The sequence below is a fragment of the Falsiroseomonas sp. genome, from assembly GCF_051859025.1.
Lineage (GTDB): Bacteria > Pseudomonadota > Alphaproteobacteria > Acetobacterales > Acetobacteraceae > Falsiroseomonas.
The window spans coordinates 55,237-74,505 of the sequence record NZ_JBHYGL010000005.1; the positions used below are offsets into that span (position 1 = coordinate 55,237).

The 19,269-nt window shown below is 70.3% G+C and carries 16 protein-coding genes and 1 tRNA gene; 9 read left to right on the forward strand and 8 right to left on the reverse strand.

Annotation, left to right across the window (positions count from 1 at the left end; genetic code table 11):
- Window positions 1-4: 4 nt before the first annotated feature.
- Window positions 5-1,819 (reverse strand): RNA polymerase sigma factor RpoD, encoded by a 1,815-nt coding sequence (rpoD, locus tag ACTIE5_RS07915; protein WP_439549151.1) that lies wholly within the window; start codon window positions 1,817-1,819, stop codon window positions 5-7.
- A gap of 366 nt (window positions 1,820-2,185) precedes the next feature.
- Between rpoD and ACTIE5_RS07920 the strand changes: the two genes are divergently transcribed.
- The 5 genes from ACTIE5_RS07920 (at window position 2,186) to ACTIE5_RS07940 (ending at window position 5,629) form a co-directional block, all read left to right on the forward strand.
- The gene (locus tag ACTIE5_RS07920) at window positions 2,186-3,244 is read left to right on the forward strand and encodes a type III polyketide synthase (protein ID WP_439549152.1); all 1,059 of its coding nucleotides are present in this window, start codon (window positions 2,186-2,188) and stop codon (window positions 3,242-3,244) included.
- A gap of 2 nt (window positions 3,245-3,246) precedes the next feature.
- A complete protein-coding gene (locus ACTIE5_RS07925; protein ID WP_439549153.1) occupies window positions 3,247-4,026 on the forward strand; it encodes a methyltransferase domain-containing protein in 780 nt (259 codons plus the stop codon).
- The gene (locus ACTIE5_RS07930; protein WP_439549154.1) at window positions 4,023-5,102 is read left to right on the forward strand and encodes an FAD-dependent monooxygenase; all 1,080 of its coding nucleotides are present in this window, start codon (window positions 4,023-4,025) and stop codon (window positions 5,100-5,102) included. Before ACTIE5_RS07925 ends, ACTIE5_RS07930 begins: the two co-directional genes overlap by 4 nt.
- A 41-nt stretch (window positions 5,103-5,143) precedes the next feature.
- Window positions 5,144-5,216 (forward strand) — tRNA-Glu (locus ACTIE5_RS07935).
- Between the two features lie 92 nt (window positions 5,217-5,308).
- Entirely contained in the window at window positions 5,309-5,629 is a 321-nt protein-coding gene (locus ACTIE5_RS07940; RefSeq protein ID WP_439549155.1) for a hypothetical protein, read from the forward strand.
- Here ACTIE5_RS07940 and ACTIE5_RS07945 read toward each other — a convergent pair.
- From ACTIE5_RS07945 to ACTIE5_RS07960, 4 genes are all read right to left on the reverse strand, one after another.
- Window positions 5,626-6,984 (reverse strand): LLM class flavin-dependent oxidoreductase, encoded by a 1,359-nt coding sequence (locus ACTIE5_RS07945; RefSeq protein ID WP_439549156.1) that lies wholly within the window; start codon window positions 6,982-6,984, stop codon window positions 5,626-5,628. The two genes, ACTIE5_RS07940 and ACTIE5_RS07945, sit on opposite strands and share 4 nt — an antisense overlap.
- 16 nt (window positions 6,985-7,000) lie before the next feature.
- The gene (locus ACTIE5_RS07950; protein ID WP_439549157.1) at window positions 7,001-8,581 is read right to left on the reverse strand and encodes an ABC transporter substrate-binding protein; all 1,581 of its coding nucleotides are present in this window, start codon (window positions 8,579-8,581) and stop codon (window positions 7,001-7,003) included.
- Complete coding sequence (locus ACTIE5_RS07955) at window positions 8,578-9,951, reverse strand: LLM class flavin-dependent oxidoreductase (RefSeq protein WP_439549158.1); 1,374 nt, start codon at window positions 9,949-9,951, stop codon at window positions 8,578-8,580. The genes ACTIE5_RS07950 and ACTIE5_RS07955 overlap by 4 nt, the downstream gene beginning before the upstream one ends.
- A gap of 134 nt (window positions 9,952-10,085) precedes the next feature.
- Window positions 10,086-11,372, reverse strand: a complete 1,287-nt coding sequence (locus ACTIE5_RS07960; RefSeq protein WP_439549159.1) for an MFS transporter — start codon at window positions 11,370-11,372, stop codon at window positions 10,086-10,088.
- A gap of 86 nt (window positions 11,373-11,458) precedes the next feature.
- On the opposite strand from ACTIE5_RS07960, the gene ACTIE5_RS07965 reads away from it, so the two are divergent.
- Together ACTIE5_RS07965 and ACTIE5_RS07970 are read left to right on the forward strand one after the other, a co-directional pair.
- Complete coding sequence (locus ACTIE5_RS07965; protein ID WP_439549160.1) at window positions 11,459-12,307, forward strand: sulfurtransferase; 849 nt, start codon at window positions 11,459-11,461, stop codon at window positions 12,305-12,307.
- Window positions 12,304-13,446, forward strand: coding sequence for a MalY/PatB family protein (locus tag ACTIE5_RS07970; RefSeq protein WP_439549161.1), 1,143 nt, complete (start codon window positions 12,304-12,306; stop codon window positions 13,444-13,446). Before ACTIE5_RS07965 ends, ACTIE5_RS07970 begins: the two co-directional genes overlap by 4 nt.
- Here the strand turns inward: ACTIE5_RS07970 and ACTIE5_RS07975 are convergent, their stop codons facing one another.
- Window positions 13,447-15,447, reverse strand: a complete 2,001-nt coding sequence (locus tag ACTIE5_RS07975) for a PhoX family protein (protein ID WP_439549162.1) — start codon at window positions 15,445-15,447, stop codon at window positions 13,447-13,449.
- A gap of 206 nt (window positions 15,448-15,653) precedes the next feature.
- Here ACTIE5_RS07975 and ACTIE5_RS07980 point away from each other — a divergent pair, with 206 nt between their 5' ends.
- Together ACTIE5_RS07980 and ACTIE5_RS07985 are read left to right on the forward strand one after the other, a co-directional pair.
- Window positions 15,654-16,706: an Ldh family oxidoreductase gene (locus ACTIE5_RS07980; RefSeq protein ID WP_439549163.1), complete on the forward strand. Its 1,053-nt coding sequence runs from the start codon at window positions 15,654-15,656 to the stop codon at window positions 16,704-16,706.
- Window positions 16,703-17,464 (forward strand): MBL fold metallo-hydrolase, encoded by a 762-nt coding sequence (locus ACTIE5_RS07985; protein WP_439549164.1) that lies wholly within the window; start codon window positions 16,703-16,705, stop codon window positions 17,462-17,464. Before ACTIE5_RS07980 ends, ACTIE5_RS07985 begins: the two co-directional genes overlap by 4 nt.
- Here the strand turns inward: ACTIE5_RS07985 and ACTIE5_RS07990 are convergent.
- On the reverse strand, window positions 17,457-18,281 hold the full coding sequence (locus ACTIE5_RS07990) for an NAD-dependent epimerase/dehydratase family protein (RefSeq protein WP_439549165.1): 825 nt from the start codon (window positions 18,279-18,281) through the stop codon (window positions 17,457-17,459). The genes ACTIE5_RS07985 and ACTIE5_RS07990 overlap by 8 nt on opposite strands.
- 1 nt (window position 18,282) lies before the next feature.
- Window positions 18,283-19,260 (reverse strand): Bug family tripartite tricarboxylate transporter substrate binding protein, encoded by a 978-nt coding sequence (locus tag ACTIE5_RS07995; RefSeq protein WP_439549166.1) that lies wholly within the window; start codon window positions 19,258-19,260, stop codon window positions 18,283-18,285.
- Between the last annotated feature and the right edge of the window lie 9 nt (window positions 19,261-19,269).

Genomic DNA, 19,269 nt, shown 5'->3' on the forward strand with positions numbered 1-19,269 from the left:
TCGATCACGCTTCCAGGAAGCTCCGCAGCGCCCGGCCCTGGCCGGAGGAGCGCAGCTTGCCGAGCGCCTTCGCCTCGATCTGGCGGATGCGTTCGCGCGTCACGCCGAAGGTGCGGCCAACTTCCTCCAGCGTATGCTCGCCATTGGTGCCGATGCCGAATCGCATGCGCAGGATGCGTTCCTCGCGCGGCGTCAAATCGGCCAGCACGCGGCCGGCTGCTTCGCGCATGCCGGCCTGGGCGGCGCTGTCGAAGGGCAGGACGGCGTTGCGGTCCTCGATCAGGTCACCGAGGCTGGCATCGCCATCCTCGCCGATCGGGGATTCCAGGCTGACCGGTTCCTTCGCCAGCCCCTGCACGGCGCGGACCTTGTCGAGCGGCATGCCGAGGCGTTCCGCCAGTTCCTCCGGCGTCGGCTCCCGGCCCGTCTGCTGGGCGAGGCGACGGCCGACGCGGACGACCTTGCCGACCGTCTCCGTCATGTGCACCGGCACGCGGATGGTGCGGGCCTGGTCGGCGATGGCGCGCGTGAAGGACTGGCGGATCCACCAGGTCGCGTAGGTCGCGAATTTGAAGCCGCGGCGCCAGTCGAACTTCTCGACCGCGCGCATCAGGCCGATATTCCCCTCCTGGATCAGGTCGCCCAGCATCAGCCCGCGGTTGCGGTACTTGCGGGCCAGGTGGACCACCAGGCGGAGATTGGCGCGGATCAGCTCATCCTTCGCCTGGCGCAGGTCGCGCTCGGCCCGGGCGGCTTCGGCATAGAGGCGGCGGAGCACGGCGGCGGGGACGCCCGATTCATCCTCGATCCGCGCCAACTCGGCCCGGATTTCGGCGAGGTCGCCCTTGAGGGTCGCGGCGGCCTTGGTGGCGCCGATCGCCTTTTCGAGCCGCGCGCCGCAACCGGCCTCGCCACCCTTCCAGACCTTCAGGAATTCGTCGCGGCTGATGCGCGCGCCGGTGGCCAGGCGCAGCGCGCGGCCTTCCAGCGCCACCAGGCCGCGATGGATGTCGCGCAGCTTGCCGAGCAGTTCCTCGGTCTTGGCGGGGCGCAGGCGCAGCGCCGTTACCTGTTCGACCGCATCCTGGCGCAGCCGCGCCAGTTCCGCCGCCTTCAGTCCGGGGGCGCGCAGTGCCGCCAGGGAAGCGAGGGCGGTGGCGAAGGATTCCATGACCTCCGGGCGCATCCGCGCCTCGACGGAGATGACGGGCAGGTCGGCGGAGGCTTCCTCTGCGCCCTCGGCGACCGGCTCCTCCGCGCCCTGGGCGGCGGCGGCGGCTTCCAGCTCGATCAGGTCGCGCAGCGGCAGGCGGCCGGCCTCGGCCGCGTCGCGCCAGGCGGTCAGCGTCGCCATGGTCGTCGGGCTCTCGCACAGCGCGGAAAGCATGGCTTCGCGCCCTGCCTCGATCCGCTGGGCGATCGCGATCTCGTCTTCGCGGGACAGCAGTTCCGCCTGGCCCATTTCCCGCAGGAACATGGTGACGCTGTCGTCGTTGCGGCTGCCGGAGGCGGGGTTGATGTTCCCCGCGGCCGGGGCGGCATCGTCATCGCCCGCGCCCGCGGTGAAGCCGAGGGGGGCCATGCCCTCCTGCTCCTCGGTCTCTTCCTCGGGCAGCACATCGAGGCCGGCATCGTCCACGAGGCCGACGACTGCGTCCTCGTCATCCTCGGGGATCAGGGCCTCGGCGGAGACGCCGGGGCGCATGTCGTCGTGGCCCGAATCATCGGAGCCATCCCGGCGCATGAGGGCCGCGAAGCTGGGGGCTTCCGCCTCCAGCCCGTCCCGGTCGGTCGCCTTCTGTCCGAACATCCCGTCCATCTGTCAGCCCGTGTCCCTGCCGCCATCTGGCCGAAGCAAGATCCCATCCCGGCGCCGGCACGACCGACGGCCCGCGCGGGTTCACCGGCGGGTCAGCGATCATGCGGAAGGGAAGGGGCCGTGTTTCGGCCGCCGGCACCATATGGGCCAGTCAAGGCGCCAACACACCCCCAAATCACAAGAAACCTGTCATGTTCAGAACGCCGGGCAGAGGCAGGAAAAACCTGGGAAATGCACGGTTTGGCGACAGCCCCGCGCTCCATGCTGCCCAGGATTGACTCTGACGCATGGCGGAGTCGCGTCACATCATCGGGTGCCGGGCGGGGCGGGGCTTAACGGTCGGCCAGCCCGACCAAGGTGGGGCGTATGACACAGGTCTTCCTGAACCGCATCGCCACCGCCACGCCAGCCCACCAGGTGCATGGCGCCTTTTCGGCCTTCGCCACCGCCCAGGCGCTGGGGCGGGACCGGGCCGCCTTCGCCAAGATGGCATCCCGCGCTGGAATCGCCAGCCGGCATTCCGTGCTGCAGCCCTCCGAGCCCGAGGGGTCCGGCACCAGCTGCGGCTTCTACCGCCAGGGTGGCGCCTTCCCGACCACGCGCGCCCGGATGCGGCGGTGGGAGGAGGAGGCGCCCGGCCTGGCGGATCTGGCGCTGGAAAGGCTGGGCCTGCGGCAGGACGGGCCCGGCATCACCCATATCGTCATCGCGACCTGCACGGGCTTCGTCGCGCCGGGGCTCGACCGGCACATCATCGACCGCTTCGACCTGCCGCTATCCGTGGAACGGACAATGGTGGGGTTCATGGGGTGCCAGGCCGCGATCAATGCGCTGAAGGTCGCCTGGCACACGGTGCGGAGCGAACCCGGGGCGCGGGTGCTGGTCGTGTGCCTGGAACTCTGCACGCTGCACCTGCAGGACACGACGGCGCTGGAACAGCTGCTGTGCTTCCTGCTGTTCGCCGATGGCTGTGCGGGCGCGATCGTATCCGCGGAGGCCGAGGGGCTGCGCCTGGACGGCTTCAGCAGCGTGGTGATTCCGGAAGCGCATGATCAGATCACCTGGCGCATCGGCGATGCCGGCTTCGACATGACGCTGTCCGGCATGGTGCCCTTCACCCTCGCCCATGCCCTGCCGGCGCTGGCGCCGCGGATGCTGGGGGGGAGGGAGGTCGCCGCCATCGACCTCTGGGCAGTCCATCCGGGCGGGCGGAGCATCCTGGATGCGGTGGCGCATGGGCTCGACCTGCCGGGTGATGCGCTGGAGACCAGCCGGGGCGTGCTGGCGGACCACGGCAACATGTCCTCCGCCACCGTGCTGTTCGTGCTGGAGCGGATGATGCAGGCGGGAAGGCGCGGCATGGGCTGCGCCCTGGCCTTCGGGCCGGGGCTGTCAGCCGAGGCCATGCGGTTCGAGGCAGCCTGACCATGCCGCGCAGCCAGCAGGCCGAGATCATGGACGACCCGGGCCAGACGGAGGCCGATTTCGGCGCCGCGCTGCGGGATTTGGAGACGCTGAACCGCATCACCTTCGCCTACACGCCCCTGCTGCGCTTCCTGGACCGGGTGGTGGCGGCGCGGCCGAGGGACACGTTGTCGGTGCTGGATGTGGGCGCGGGCGGGGGCGATGCGCTGCGCGCGGTGGCGCGCTGGGGGCAGGCGCGGGGCGTGAAGACGGACCTCTGGGGCCTGGATCGCAGCCCCTGGGCGGAACGGCACGCCATGGCGAAGGGGACGCCGGCGCGCTGGATTACTGCTGACCTGTTCGACCTGCCGGCGGAGCGACACTTCGATGTCGTGATCTGCGGGCTGTTCGCGCACCACCTGGATGACGCGACGCTGGTGCGCTTCCTGCGCTGGCTGCCCGCCCATGCGCGGGATCGCTGGCTGATCCTGGACCTGCACCGGCACTGGATTCCCTGGGCTGCCGTCTGGGCCGGAACGCGGCTGATGCGGATGCATCCCATGGTCAGCCATGACGGGCCGATCTCCATCGCGCGCGGCTTCAAGCGCGATGACTGGGCAAGGTTGGCGGCCGAGGCGGGGGTGGAGGCGCAGGCGCGCTGGGTGCTGCCCTTCCGCTGGGCGGTCGAGGGGCCCGGCCGCGGAGCGGTGGTGGAATCGGGCCGCGGAGCGGTGGTGGAATCGGGCCGCGGAGCGGTGGTGGAATCGGGCCGCGGAGCGGTGGTGGAATCGGGAAGGGGATGAGGCGCGTCGTGATCGCAGGCGGCGGCCCTGCCGGGGCGGCGGCGGCCATCACCCTGGCCCGGGCGGGGCACGCCCCCTTGCTGCTGGAGCGCAGTGCGACGACGCAGGAGAAGGTCTGCGGGGAATTCCTGGGCGCCGATGCGGCGGCGGCGCTGGCGGCGCTGGGGCTGGATCTGCGCGGCCTGGGCGCCGTGCCGGTGCGGCGGGCGATCTTCGCGTCCGGGAGGCGGGAGGGGCGCTTCGCCCTGCCCTTCGAGGCCTGGAGCCTGCCCCGCCTCGTGCTGGATGAGGCGCTGTTGGCGCTGGCCGCGGAATCGGGCGCGGAAATCCGGCGTGGCGTGGCCGTTGCTTCCGCCGGCAGGGTCGATGGCGGCTGGAGCCTCCGGCTGGGGGATGGCCGTGCCGAGGCGGCCAGGGCCGTGGTACTGGCCACCGGCAAGCACGAATTGCGCGGCCTGGCGCGCGCGGCGGCGGGTGGGGCGATCGGGTTGAAGCTGCCGCTGGATGGCGTGCCGATCGGGGACGCCATCGCCGTTCTGGCCTGCGCCGGGGGTTATGCCGGGTTGCAGCCAAGGGCGGGGGGCGGGGCCAATCTCTGCCTGGCGCTGGGGGCGGGCACGCCGGGCCTGGCGGCGGCGGCGCGGGACCCGGCGGCGCTGCTGGCCCTTGTGGCGGGGGGCAGCGCGGTGGCGCGTGACCTGCTGCGGGATGCCGTGCCGGGCTGGGCGCGGCCATTGGCGGTGGCGGCGGTGCCCTATGGCTATGTCGCGCCCCCCGATTCGGGCGTGTTCCGGGTGGGCGACCAGGCGGCTGTCATCCCCTCCCTCTGCGGGGACGGCATTGCGATGGCGCTGGCCTCCGGCGCCCATGCGACGCGGATGATCCTGGCGGGGCGGGGGCCGGCCGCGCACCAGGCGGGCTGGGGACGGCATGTGCGGCCAGGCATGCGCGTGGCGGGGCTGCTGGATGCGGCGATCGGTGCCGCGCCCGGTGCTGTGGCGCTGGCGGCGGGTTGGCTGCCCGGCGTGGCACGATGGGCGGCCCTTCGGACCCGTTTGGGCACCCCTGGGGCTTGACCGGTGACGCCGGCGCGGCCATACGCCCCCCACCTCCGGCTGTCCCGTTCGTCTAGAGGCCTAGGACACGGCCCTTTCAAGGCTGTAACACGGGTTCGAATCCCGTACGGGGCATACCCCTTCTTGGGGTGCCATTTCTTGGGGCGCCATCGCCTTCCCATTCCACTTCCAGTGCGTTCCGCCGCAAGGCGGCGCGGGAGGCAGCCATGAGCCGGCGTCGCCAGAAACCGCCCATCCGCAGCCAGAAGCCCGCCGCGCCCACCGATCTCGACGCGCTGCGCCAGTCGCTGGAGGCGATGGAGGCGAAGCTGCGCCAGATCGAGGCCGAGGGCGCCGATGCCTACATGAAGCGCCGCATGGCGGAGATGGATGAGGCGCGCCTGGTCGCGCGCGGCCAGGCGCTGGAAGCCGCCGCGGCGCGGGCCAAGGCGGAGGCCGAACGCCGCGCCTTGAGTGACCTCATCGACAAGGCGCCGGGCATCGCGGGTTGGCTGATGCGGCGCGCCCGAAAGCGCGCCGGGATCTAACCCCGCGCGGCGGTGTGCCGGTTTTCCGGCACGCGGAGGCCGAGATTCTCCCGCAGCGTCGGACCCTCATAGGCCGTGCGGAAGATCCCGCGGCGCTGCAGTTCCGGGATCACCTGGTTGGCGAAATCGTCGAAGGGGCCCGGGTAGTAGTTGCAGATGACGTTGAAGCCGTCGCAGGCGTCGGCTTCCAGCCATTCCTGCATCTGGTCCGCGATGTAGCCGACGGTGCCCACCAGCACGCGGTGCCCCTGCGCGGCGGAGACGGAGCGCGCGACCTGGCGCAGCGTCATGTTGTTCTTCTTCGCCATGTCCATGATCAGCTTCTGGCGGGATTTTGCGGAGTTCGCCTCCGGCAGGTCGGGCATGGGGCCGTCCAGCGGGTAGCTGAAGATGTCGATTCCCCGCGTGAAGCGGGCGAGCGCGGCCAGCGCCACATCATCCGGCAGCAGGGCCTGGAGCGCGTCGTATTTCTCCTGCGCCTCCTCCATCGTGCGGCCGATGACGGGCGTGATGCCGGGCATGATCTTGATGTCGTCGGGCGTGCGGCCGTAGCGGACGGTGCGGCCCTTCACATCGGCGAAGAATTCCCGCGCGGCTTCAAGTTCGGTCTGCGCGGTGAAGACGATGTCCGCCGTGCGGGCAGCGAGTTCGCGCCCCGGTTCCGATGACCCCGCCTGCGCCACCACGGGGCGCCCTTGCGGCGTGCGGGGCGAGTTCAGTGGGCCACGCACGTTGAAATACTTCCCGTGGTGGTCGAGGAAATGCATCTTGTCCCGGTCGAACCAGACGCCGCTTTCCTTGTCCCGCAGGAAGGCATCGTGTTCCCAGGAATCCCAGAGGCCGGCGACGACTTCGTAGAATTCGATCGCGCGTTCATAGCGCAGCGCGTGGTCCACATGGGTGTCGAGGTTGAAGTTGCCGGCCTCGTCCTCGATCTGGGACGTCACCAGGTTCCAGCCGCAGCGGCCGCCGCTGATATGGTCGATGGTCGAGAAGCGGCGGGCGATGTTGTAGGGCTCGTTGAAGGTCGTCGTCGCCGTCGCGATCAGGCCGATGTTCTTGGTGCCGACGGCCAGCGCCGCCAGCGTCGCGGTCGGTTCCAGCTTGACGATGCGCGACAGCCGCGTGCGAGTCAGGTCGCCGGCCTTCAGCGCATCGCTGCCGCCGACCGCGACGGTGTCCTGGAAGAAGATGGTGTCATACAGCGCGCGCTCCGCCGTCTGGGCCAGGCGCATGTAGAGCGCGAAATCCATGTCGTATTCGGGCACGGCATCGGGATGGCGCCAGCCCGCGAGGTGGTTGCCCGGCACGGAGAGGAAGGCGCCGAGCTTCAGCTGTTTCTTCTTGGCGGTCATGGTGCGGATGGTCCGTTCAGCGGGCGATGCGGATGCCGGTCGCCATGGTGTACTGGTCGCCTCTCGGCGTCAGCGTGATGTTGCGCGCCGTGCCCCAGGCGGAGCGGACGAAGAAGACCGGCACGATGGCGGCTTCCTGCATGGCGTAGCGCACGGCTTCCTGGGTCAATGCCTCCCGCCGCGTATCGTCCAGCGTGGTCTCGATCGCGCCCAGCAGGCGGTCAAGATTCGCATCCGAGTATCGGCCGCGGTTGGAGGCGCCGTGGCTGAGCTGCGCATTATAGGTGCGGAGGATCGTGCTCATCCCCTCCGGCGCCGCGCCGGTTGTGGTGAAGAACATGCTGAGCGAGACGCTGAACTCCGGCCCGCCATTGGCGGGGTTGCGGTTGGCGCGGCGGAAGAAGATGGATGAGGGCAGGGCCTCCACCTCCGTCCTGATGCCGATGGCGGTGAGCATCTGGCCGATCGCCTGGCAGCTGCGCGCATCGCCGGCGAAGCGGTCGCCCGTGCAGTGTATGGTCAGGCCGAAGCCGTTGGGATAGCCGGCTTCCGCCAGCAACGCGCGGGCGCGGGCGGGATCGAAGGCGGGCACGGGAAGATCGGGCACATGGCCGATGAAGCCCGCCGGCGCGATCTGCCCCGCGGGTTCCGCACCGCCCTCCATCGCGCGTTCCGCCAGCGCCGTGCGGTTCAGCGCGTGGGAAAGCGCGAGGCGCACGCGCCGGTCCTGCAGCGGGTTGCGGTCCAGCGCCTGGCCTTCGGTGGTGGTGACGAAGGGCGAACGTTCCCGCCCGCTGTCGATGTACATGTAGAAGTTGAAGCCGGAGGTCGAGGTGACGAGGCGCGAGCGCGCATCCGTTCGAACGCGGCCATAGAGTGCCGGCGGCACGGCATCGACCACATCGACATCATTGGCCAGCAGCGCGGAAACGCGCGCGCTGTCATTCGGGATGAAGCGGAAGACCACGCGTTCCCATGGCTCGGGCGCGCGGCCTGAGGGGCGCTGCACGCGCTCGATGGTCACGTCGGCGCCACGGTTGAAGCGCACCCAGCGATAGGGACCGGTGCCGATGGCGGCGCGGCCGCCGTTGAAATCCTCCTCGGTCGCATTGTCGCCGACCGCGGCGGCGGAGACGATCATGATGGAGGCGAGGTTATAGGGCAGCAGGGGCGACGGCCCATGGGTGCGGATGCGGATCGTGCTCGCATCCACCTCCTCCACCCCCGCCACGGCGCGCATCTGCGCGCTGTAGGTGCGAAGGCCCCGTGCATCGCCGGCGCGGGCGAAGGAGAAGGCGATATCGGCGGCGCGCAGCGGCGTGCCGTTATGGAAGGTCGCCCCCGGGCGCAGCTTGAATTCCCAGGTGGTGTCATCGACCACGCGCCAGGATTCCGCCAGGCCCGGCAGGGCCTGCATGTTGGGGTCCTGCTCCACCAGCGATTCATAGACGTGCATCTGCACGTTGCGGTTGGGGCTGTAGGATTGGTGCGGGTCCGATCCGTCGATCGCCGCCTTCATCCCGATGCGCAGCGTCTGCGCGCTGGCGGGCAGCGCGGTGCCAAGGGCAAGCAGCAGGGCGAGGGTCGGGCGAATCATTCGGCGGCACTCCCAAGGGTTTCGGCGATGGTGGCACGGCGGGCGAGGACGCTGCGGTGTTCGGGGTAGGCCAGGCCAAGATTTTCCCGCAGGGTCCGGCCTTCATAGGCGGTGCGGTAGAGCCCCCGCCGCTGCATCTCCGGCACCACCATCTCCACCACCTCCTCCAGCCCACCGGGCAGCCAGGTGGGAAGGATGTTGAAGCCATCGGCACCGCCGCCGTGGAACCATTCCTCCATGGCGTCGACGATGTCGGTGGGCGTGCCGATGACGATGCGGTGGCCGTTGCCGCCGGCGATGGAGAGGTAGAGCTGCCGGATGGTCAGGTTGTTGCGGCGGGCGATGTCGATGAAGATCTGGCCGCGGCTGTGGTCCCGCCGGTCCTTCGGTTCCGGCAGCGGGCCGTCCAGGTCATAGTCCGACAGGTCGCCGAGGTAGTTGGCCAGTGCGCCGAGCCCGACCACGGGCTGCACCAGTTGTTGCAGCACCTCATACCGGTCCTGCGCTTCCTGCCGCGTACGGCCGGGCACGGCCATCAGGCCGGGCATGATCTTCAGATTGTCGGGATGGCGGCCGTAGCGGGCCATGCGGCGCTTCACATCCTGGTAGTAGGCGCGCGCATCCTCCAGCGTCTGCGACGCGGCATAGACGACATCCGCGGTGGCGGCGGCCAGTTCGCGGCCCTGTTCGCTGGCGCCGGCCTGGACGATGACAGGCGTGCCCTGCGGCGTGCGCTGGATGTTCAGCGGGCCGCGGACGCGGAAATGCTCGCCCTGGTGGTTCAGGATATGGAGTTTCGCGGGGTCGTAGTTGATGCCGCTGTCCTTGTCCCGGACGAAGGCATCATCCTCCCACGAATCCCAGAGACCCCTGACCACATCGACGAACTCGATGGCGCGGTCGTAGCGGCCGCCCTTCGCCGGCGCGCCGTCAAGGCCGAAATTCTGTGCCTCCATGTCGGTGGCGCTCGTCACCACGTTCCAGCCGGCGCGCCCGCCGCTGATATGGTCCAGGGAGGAGAACTTCCGGGCGACGTGGTAGGGTTCGTTGTAGGTGGTGGAGGCGGTGGCGACGAGGCCGACATGCTGCGTCACCATCGCCAACGCCGACAGCAGCGTCAGCGGTTCGAACTGCACGTTCTTGCAGGTGTGGCTGAGCGCGCCTGGCGGGCGGTCATTGAATCGGATGCCGACGCCATCGGCCAGGAAGGCCATGTCCAGCAGCCCGCGTTCCGCCACCTGCGTGGTCTTCACGAAGTGCTGCAATTCCATGTTGCCGCCGGCGGAGGCATCGGGATGGCGCCAGGCGGCCAGGTGGTAGCCCATGCCGACCATGGAGACGCCGAGCTTTATCTGCCGCTTCGTGGACATGTCGCCTGGTCCTCTACCTCCGCGACAGCCCATCAGGGGTGATGCCGGGAATGCGACGGATCCGGGGGAGCCGTCGCGACTGGAGAAATCATGTCATGCGGTGGGACTAATGCAATCCGCTTTCCGTCGTTGGTCTATGGCATCGCGGCGTTGCCGGCAGTGGATCGCCGTCGCGATGCCTCGCTATCCGGGCTGATATCCTCCAGCCGGTCGATGTCGCGCAAAGCGGGGAACAGGCGCATCCAGAGCAGCGCGACGGCAACGGTGCCGACGCCGCCCAGCACAACGGCGGCGACAGGACCTATCAGCGCGGCGGCGACGCCGGATTCGAATTCGCCGAGCTGGTTGGACGCGCCGATGAAAAGGGAGTTCACCGCGGCGACGCGGCCGCGCATCTCATCCGGTGTCGCCAACTGCACCAGCGTTTGCCGCACGACCACGCTGACGACATCACCCATCCCGATGAAGGCCAGCGCGGCGGCGGAAAGCCAGAGGTTGGTGGAGAAGCCGAAGACCACGGTGGCGATGCCGAACAGGATGACGCCCGCGAACATCTTCCGCCCGGCATTGCCGCCGAGCGGCACCCAGGCCAGCAGCAGCGACATGCCCAGCGCCCCCACCGCCGGCGCCGCCCGCAGGATGCCGAGGCCCCAGGGCCCGGTCTGCAAGATGTCCCGCGCATAGATCGGCAGCAGCGCCGCGGCACCGCCCAGCAGCACCGCCACCATGTCGAGCGACACGGCACCCAGGAGGATCGGCCGCGTGCGCACGAAGACCAGGCCGGAGAGCAGGTTCTCGATCGTCACGCGGCCACGGATGCCCTGGCGGGGGGCGGCCTGGATGGCGAAGGCCATCAGCGCCGCCAGCAGGAAGCCCGCGGCCGCGGTGCCATAGGCGATCCCGGGCCCGCCCAGCGCATAGAGGAACCCGCCCGCGGCCGGCCCCGCGATGGTCGCGACCTGGCTGGCGGAGGAGGAGAAGGCCGTCGCGCGGGCCAGGTCCGTGTTGCGCACCACGCCGGCCAGCAGCGCCTGCTGGGCCGGCATCTCGAACCCCCTCGTCGCGCCGATGACGGCGACGAAGGCGAAGATGGTGGTGCTGGTGACCCAGCCGCCATGGCTGGCGTAGGTCAGCGCCAGCGCGGCCAGGCCGGTCAGCGCCCGGCAGATGCCGACGACCAGGCGGCGGTCGAAGCGGTCCGCGACTTCCCCGGTGAGGGGCATCAGCAGCAGCACGGGCAGGAACTGCACCAGGCCCACCAGGCCCAGCGCCAGGGCGCTGTCCGTCAGGTCATAGACCTGCCACCCCACCGCGACGACCTGCACCTGCACCGCCATGGCGGAGATGATTCGGGAGGCGAGGAACAGGGCGAAGGGCGTCTGGCGCAGCAGCGACGCCGCGCCAGGGGAGGGATCGGGCATGGCGCAGGGGAGCATCCCGCCCCCCGGCTTCGCAACCCTGGCCTTCGCGCGGCAGGATGCGGGCGCCGCAATCCCCCGGAGACTCCATGCCCGCCGATCCCCGCGACCAGGTTTTCGTCACCGCGCCCGTCCTGGCCGGGTTGCTGCAAGGACCAAGGCCGCCGGTGGTGCTGTGCGTCCGCAACCCGCGGACGGCGGAGATGGCGGGGGCGCCGCGGATTCCCGGATCGATCGATGTCGATCTGCCGACGGAACTGTCCTCTCCCGGCGGGGGCACGAAGGGCAGCCGGCCGCTGCCGGAGATCGGGGCGTTGCAGGAGGCGGCGCGGCGCTGGGGCATCCGGCAGGGGGATGCGGTGGTGGTGTATGACCATGACCGCTGCCTGGTGGCGGGGCGTGGCTGGTGGGTGCTGCGCTGGGCCGGCATCGCCGATGCGCGGCTGCTGGATGGGGGTTTCGCGGCCTGGCAGGCAGCAGGGCTGCCGGTGGCGACCACGCCGGGCACGCCGGCGCCCGGGGATGTGGTGCTGTCCCCGGGGCATCTCGGCGTGCTGGATGCCGATGGCGCGGCGGCGCTGGCGCGCCAGGGGGTTCTGCTCGATTCGCGGGTGCGGCCCAACTACATCGGCGCGACGGTGGCGCCCGGGCAGCCGCGGCGCGGCCATATCCCGGGTTCCGTCAGCGCGCCGGCCATCGACAATTTGACGGAGGCCGGGACCTTCGCTGAGGCGGAGACGCTGCGGTACCTCTATGCGGCGCTGGGGGCGGATGGCAGCCAGCCGGTGGGCGTTTCCTGCGGCGCGGGGATCTCGGCCGCGCATGCCGTGGCGGTGCTGGCCTCAATCGGGGTGGAGGCGTCGATGTATCCGGGGTCCTGGTCCGCCTGGATCGCCGATCCCGACCGGCCGGTGGTGGTGGGCGGCCGCCCGGAATGAGCGGCTTCGACTTCGACGCGGTCATCGACCGCCGCGGCACCGGCTGTTCGAAATGGAGCCGCTACGGCGACGACGTGCTGCCGATGTGGGTGGCCGACATGGATTTCGCGGTGGCGCCGCCGATCCTGGATGCCATCCGCGCCAGGCTCGACCATCCCGTGCTGGGCTATGGCGTGGCGCGGGATGCGCTGCGGGATGCCGTCGTGGCGATGCTGGCGCGGGAATACGGGTGGGATGTGGCGCCGGAGGCCGTGTGCTTCCTGCCGGGCGTGGAGCCCGGCTTCAACATGGCGCTGCGCGCGTTGCTGGCGCCGGGCGATGGCGTGGTGGTGCAGACACCGGCCTACAAGCCGATGCTCGCCGCGCCCGGCCATTGGGGGCTGCGGCGCGTCGATGCGCCGCTGGCGGTTCGTGGCGACGATGTGCTGTGCGACATGGACGCGCTGCGGGCCGCACTGACGAAATCCCGGGCGCTGCTGTTCTGCAACCCGCATAACCCTCTGGGAAAGGTGTTCACGCGGGCGGAGTTGGAGGGCATCGCGGCGGCGGCGCTGGAGAGCGGCGCGGTGATCGTTTCCGACGAGATCCACTGCGAATTGCTGTTCGACGGGCGGCGTCACATCCCCATCGCCTCCCTGTCGCCAGAGGTGGCGGCAAGGAGCGTCACGCTGATGTCGGCCAGCAAGACCTACAACATCGCCGGCCTCAAGACCGCCTTAGCCATCATCCCCGACGCCGCGATGCGGGAGCGTTTCCTGGCGAGCAAGGCGGGGATGGTGGACAGCGTCAACGTGCTGGGGCTGGAGGCGACGCTGGCCGCGCTGGAACACGGGCAGGCGTGGAAGGCGGCGCTGCTGGGCTACCTTCAGCGCAATCGGGACTGGCTGGTGGGTGCGGTGCGCGCGCGCCTGCCAGGGTTTCGCGTACATCGGCCGGAAGGGACGTTCCTGGCCTGGCTGGATGGCAGCGCGCTCGGCATCGGGGAGCCGCAGCCCTGGTTCCTGGACCGCGCGAAGGTCGCGCTCAGCCCGGGCGCCGAATTCGGCGCGCCGCTCGGCGCCCGGCTGAATTTCGGCTGCCCGCGGTCGGTGCTGGAGGCGGGGGTCGCCCGCCTCCAGGCCGCGCTGGCGGCGCGGTGACTACGACCCGATCTCGCCGCCATCCTTCTTGACGATGGCGATGACGGCAGGGCGCGGCGGCATCGCCTCGGCGAAGTCGGGCCAGCGGGTGGAGGGGCGTTCGAAGGTGCTGCCCGCATCATCGCCGGGATGCTGGATGGCGAGGAAGAGGGTGCGGTCATCCGGCGTGAAGCAGGGGCCGCAGACCTCTGCCCCCGTCGGCGCGCGGTAGAACTGGCGCGTCAGGGCGCGGCCGGCGCCCATCGTATCCGCGGCCCAGATGCCGTCGGCGACGCCGGCGGCGGAAGGCGCGCCATCGGTCGCGATCCAGATGCGGCCCTTGCTGTCGAAGGCGCAATTGTCCGGGCAGGACAGCCAGCCGGCATCGGTCGTGGCGCGGTGGTAGCGGGCGCCGGCATCCGTGCCGGGCTTGCCGGCCATCAGGAAGATGGCCCAGCGCGCTTCCGTCGCGGCGTGGTCCACGGCGTTGGTGCCGGCGCCGGGGGGAATGATCTCCACGACGTGACCCTGCGTGTTGGCCGCGCGGGGGTTTGCGCGGTTCACCTGCTGCGCGGTGCGGTTGCCGTTGTTGGTGAGCATGACGTAGACGCGGCCAGTGGCGGGGTTGGCTTCCACATCCTCCGGACGGTCCATCGGCGTGGCCTGCAGCAGGTCGGCGGCGCGGCGGGTGTTGATCAGCACGTCCGCCTGGCTGGAGAAGCCGTTTGCGGCGGTCAGCGGGCCCTGGCCATGCACCAGCGGCAGCCATTCGACGCGACCGTCATCATGGAAGCGCGCGACGAAGAGCGTGCCCTCATCCAGCAGGTCGCGGTTGGCGGCGCGGTCGTTCGGGTTCCAGGGGCGGGCGGTGACGAATTTGTAGACGTAGTCGAAGCGCTCGTCATCGCCCTGGTAGAAGACCACGCGGCCATCGGCACTGATGGCATGGGTCGCGCCCTCATGCTTGAAGCGGCCCATGGCGGTGCGCTTCACCGGCGTGGCAGCGGGGTCGTAGGGGTCGAACTCGACGTTCCAGCCGAAGCGGTTCGGCTCGTTCGGTTCCTTGTTCAGGTCGAAGCGGTCCATGAAGCGGAACCAGCCATAGGTACCCTCCGCCGCGATGCCATAGCGGCGATAGGCTTCGGCCTGTGCGCCGGTGGTGGCGGCGCTACCGGAGAAGTACTGGTTGAAGTTCTCCTCGGACGTGATGACCGTGCCCCAGGGCGTGTTGCCGCCGGCGCAGTTGTTGAGCGTGCCGAGCACGCGCGTGCCGGTCGGATCGGCGGAGGTCTTCAGCAGGTCATGCCCCGCGGCCGGGCCGCTGACGCGCATCGGCGTCTCGCCGGTGATGCGGCGGTTGTAGCGGCTGTTGGGGACCACGGCCCAGCGGCCATCGGCCTTGCGGATCTCCACGACGCTGAGGCCATGGGCGAGCAGCTCGATGCGGGACTGTTCGGCGGTGGCGCGCATCCGGCCGGTGCGGCCGGCGCCGATGCCGGCGAACATCAGCTGCGTGTCGGTGTATTCGTGGTTCACCACCAGCAGGCCGCTGTCGCTGTTGCGGCTGCCCTGCGGCAGCGGGCGGAAATCGATGAAGTCGTTGTTGTAGCCGAACTGGACTTCCTGCGCGTTGGGGGTCTGCGCCAGCGGGTTGAAGGCGGGCGCTTCGCCCACGACGGCGTCGCCCCAGCGGATCACGGTCTGGATCTCATAGCCCTCGGCCACCGCATCCCGCTGCGCCATGCCGTGGCGGATTTCGGCGAAGCCGAGGGTGGAGGGCCCATCCGTCATCGGCACGATGCCCTGGGCCAGCGCGCCGTCGGCCGAGGCGACCATCTGGTCCACCAGCGTCGCGGCCGCGGCGGCGCCGCCCAGGCCGAGCATCGCGGCGCGCCGGGACAGGCGGCGCTCCATCAACTCCCCGATCGTCTCGCGCGGTGCGGGGTTGCTGCCGATATCCTCGATCTCGATCGGCTTGCCGTGGCCGGCTGGCTCCGCGATGGGCTGGATCGTGTCGGGCATGGTCACTCATCTCTCCGGCACCGCGCGGAATGGCGCGGCGGTCGCGGGGACGCATAGACAGGCTCCGCGAAAGGCCGATGACGATACGATTAAGCATCTGTGTCGCTTGCATGGCTGCCCCGACCCCCGCCGCGTGCCGGCGGACTGGCGCGCCTTCGATGTGCCGCCCATGATCGAAGACAAGGGGCAGGGGAACGACGACCAAGATGGCGCTGGTGCGGGCTGACGGATTGCGTGACTTCGTGGCCGCGCTGTATCGCGCGGCGGGGCTGCCGGCGACCGATGCGCTGCTGGTGGCGGACAGCCTGGTGAAGGCCGATCTGTGGGGCCATTCCTCCCATGGCGTGATGCGGGCGCCCTGGTACCTCGACCGCATCCGGACCGGCGTGATGAAGGCGCGGACGCAGGCGGAATACCTTGTGGATGGCGGCGCCATCGCCGTGTTGCATGGCCATGACGGCGTCGGCCAGGTGATCGCGAAGCAGGCAATGGACAGCGCCATCGAACGGGCGAGGAAGCACGGCGTCGGCATCGTCTCCGTGCGGGAGAGCAATCACCACGGCGCGCTCGGCTACTTCACCCGCATGGCGGCGGCGGAGGGGTGCATCGGCATGCTGGTGGCCAATGGCAGCCCGGCCATGGCGCCCTGGGGCGGACGCAGGAAGGTGGTGGGGAATAATCCCTGGTCCATCGCGGCACCGGCCGGGCGCCATGCGCCGATGATGCTGGACATCGCGAATACCAGCGTGGCGCGCGGCAAGATCTTTCTCGCGCGGCAGAAGGGGCACCCCATCCCGGATTCCTGGGCGCTGGACAAGGAAGGGCGCCGCACGACGGACCCGATGGCGGCGCTGGAAGGCGTGATCCAGCCGATGGGCGGGCACAAGGGCTATGCCATCTCCGCCATGATGGATGTGCTGGCGGGCGCGCTGTCCGGCAGCGGGATGCTGACGGAGGTCGCCGGCCCCTACCAGGCGGAAAAGCGCAGCCGCAGCGGCCATTTCGTGATGGCGCTGAACATCGCCGCCTTCGGCCTGCTGCCGGTGTTTGAGGACCGGATCGAGCACATGATCGCGGAACTGAAGGCCGCGCCGCGCGCGGAGGGGGTGGAGGAAATCTTCTACCCCGGCGAGATCGAGGCGAGGGCCGAGGCGCGCCAGCGGGCGCAGGGGATCGACCTGCCGGAGAATACGGTGCTGGATCTGCGCCAGGCCGCGACGCATTGGGGCGTCGCCTTTCCCGAGGAGTTGGCGGCGTGAGCTGGAGTGTCGAGACCCTGATCCAGGGCTATCCCGGGAAGTCCAAGCAGCAGGGCGGGCTCGGCTTCAGCACGGTCGCGCTGGCGCGCGGGCCGGAGGGACGGATCGCCGTGCTGGACACTGGCCGCAGCGGCGCGCGGCGGCTGATCCTGGACAAGCTGAAGGCGGTGGGCGTGGCGGCCGATGCGGTGACGGATGTGCTGGTCACGCATCTGCACTACGACCATGTCGAGAACTGGTCGATGTTCCGCAAGGCGCTGATCCATGTGCCGGGGGCGGAACTCGACTACGCGCTGCGGCAGCCCGAGGGCGCGCCGTTATGGCCGGAATTCTGCATCCGCGCGCTGGCGGAAAGCCCGCGGATGCGGCGCCTGGTGGAAGGCGATACGGGCGTCCCCGGCATCACCTGCTTCGAGGCGCCCGGCCATTCGCCGCACCATTTGGTCTTCGTGCTGGAGGGTGCCGTGCGGACGATCTTCTCCGCCGATGTCGCCAAGAACCGCGCGGAACTGGCGACAGGCGTCGCGGACATGACGATGGATCCGGTGGTCCACCGCGCCTCCATCGCGCGGCTCAACGCGGTGTGGCGCGAAAGGCCGGGGACCGTGCTGCTGCCCGGCCATGACGTGGCGCTGCGCATCGGCGCGGATGGCCGGCCGGAGGCGATGGAGAAGCGCGTGCTGGACATCCAGGCCTGGTTCGGCGCCAGCCTGGATGAGGTCACGAAGTTTGACGTGACGGAGACCGGCGCTACCTGATCCGGTCCGGATCACCCGAGAAGCCGTATTCGCAGACGACGCCGCCGTGGAAGCGCGCGGCGACGCTGCCGGCGGGCGGGCGCTTGTCCTCGAGCTCCGCCGCATAGGCTTCCGAATCGTCCTTCGGCCACCAGCCGAGGGCGGCGCGCGCAGCCTCATCCTTCCCCCACAGCGCTCGGCGATTGGCCGAGACGCCATAGACGACGAGGAAGTGGAAGGGCGCCGCATCGACCGCCGCGCGCGCCAGGCCCGCCATGTCCCCATGGCTGATCCAGCCCCCGAGTTCGCGGGCATTGCCGGGGCGGGCGCGGAAGGCGCCGATGCGCAGGCAGGCGACCTCCATCCCGTGCTTGTCGGCGTAGAGCCGGCCGAGCGCTTCGCCCCAGACCTTGCTCGCGCCGTATTGCCCCGACGGGCGCGGTCGTTCCTCCGTACCGACCAGCGCATCGGCGGGGTGGAAGCCGATGGTGTGGTTGGAACTGGCGAAGACGAAGCGCTTCACGCCATTCTGCCGCGCGGCCTCGAAGACCGCATGGCAGGCGATGACATTGGCGCGCAGGATGTCCTCCACCGTTCCGCCGGTCTCCCGCGGGATGCCGGCGAGGTGGATGAGGCAATCCACGTCGCGCGTGGCGGCGAGTGCCACGCCGGGCTCCGCGAGGTCGCCCTGCATCACCTCCTCCGCCGCCGCGGCATCGGTGACCGGGCGGATGTCATGCCAGCGGCAATGCGTGGCGGCGCCGCGGAGTGCGGGGCGGATGACACTGCCGATCTCCCCGGCCGCGCCGGTGACGAGAAGGCGGTTCCAGCGCGGCATCTCAGCTTTCCACCGTGATCTTCGCCTCATCCACGATGCGGCCGAACTTCGTGGCTTCATTGGTCACGAAGGCCTGCGACTGCTCCAGGTTCATCGACTGCACCAGCAGGCCCTGGCCTTCGAAGCGGCCGCGCAGATCGGGTTCCCGGACGGCAGCGGCAATCACCTCATGCAGCCGCTGCATGATGGGATCGGGTACGCCGGTGGGGGCGAAGACGCCGAAGAAATTCACGAGCTCATAGGCCGCCAGCGGCGCGTATTCGGAGACGGAGGGGCTGTCCGGCAGCTGCGGCATCCGTTCCTTGCTGGTGACGGCCATGGCCTTGATGCGGCCCTCCCGGATCAGCGGCAGGCCGGAGGCCAGGCTGTTGTAACCGAACTGCACCTGGCCGCCGGCGATGTCGATCACCGCCTGGCCCGACCCGCGATAGGGCACGTGCACGGTCTGGATGCCCGCCATGAAGTCGAACAGCGCGCCCGCCAGGTGCTGCGGGTTGCCGATGCCGGAGGAGGAGTAGGAAAGCCGCCCCGGATTCGCCTTCGCATAGGTGACGAGCTGCTCGACCGTGCTGAAGGGCGCCTGCGGGTTCACCATCAGCACGTTCGGCACCTTCACGACGACCATCACCGCGCGGATGTCGCGCATCGGGTCGTAGGCCATGCGGCCGCGGAACAGGTGGTGGTTGATCGCCGTCTCGCCGGCGCCGCCGAGCATCAGCGTGTAGCCATCGGGCGCGGCGGTCGCGAGGGCCTGTGCGGCGATCATGCCGCTGGCACCCGTGCGGTTCTCCACGATGACGGTCTGACCGAGCGCGGCGCGCAGCGGTTCGGCCAGCAGGCGCGCGGAGATGTCCTGCCCGCCGCCCGCGGCATAGGGCACCAGCAGGCGGATCGGGCGGTTGGGGTAGCCACCCTGAGAGAGGGCGGGCGCGGCCAGCGCGGTGGTGGCGCTGGCCAGCAGGATGCGGCGCGTGAACATGGGTCGTTT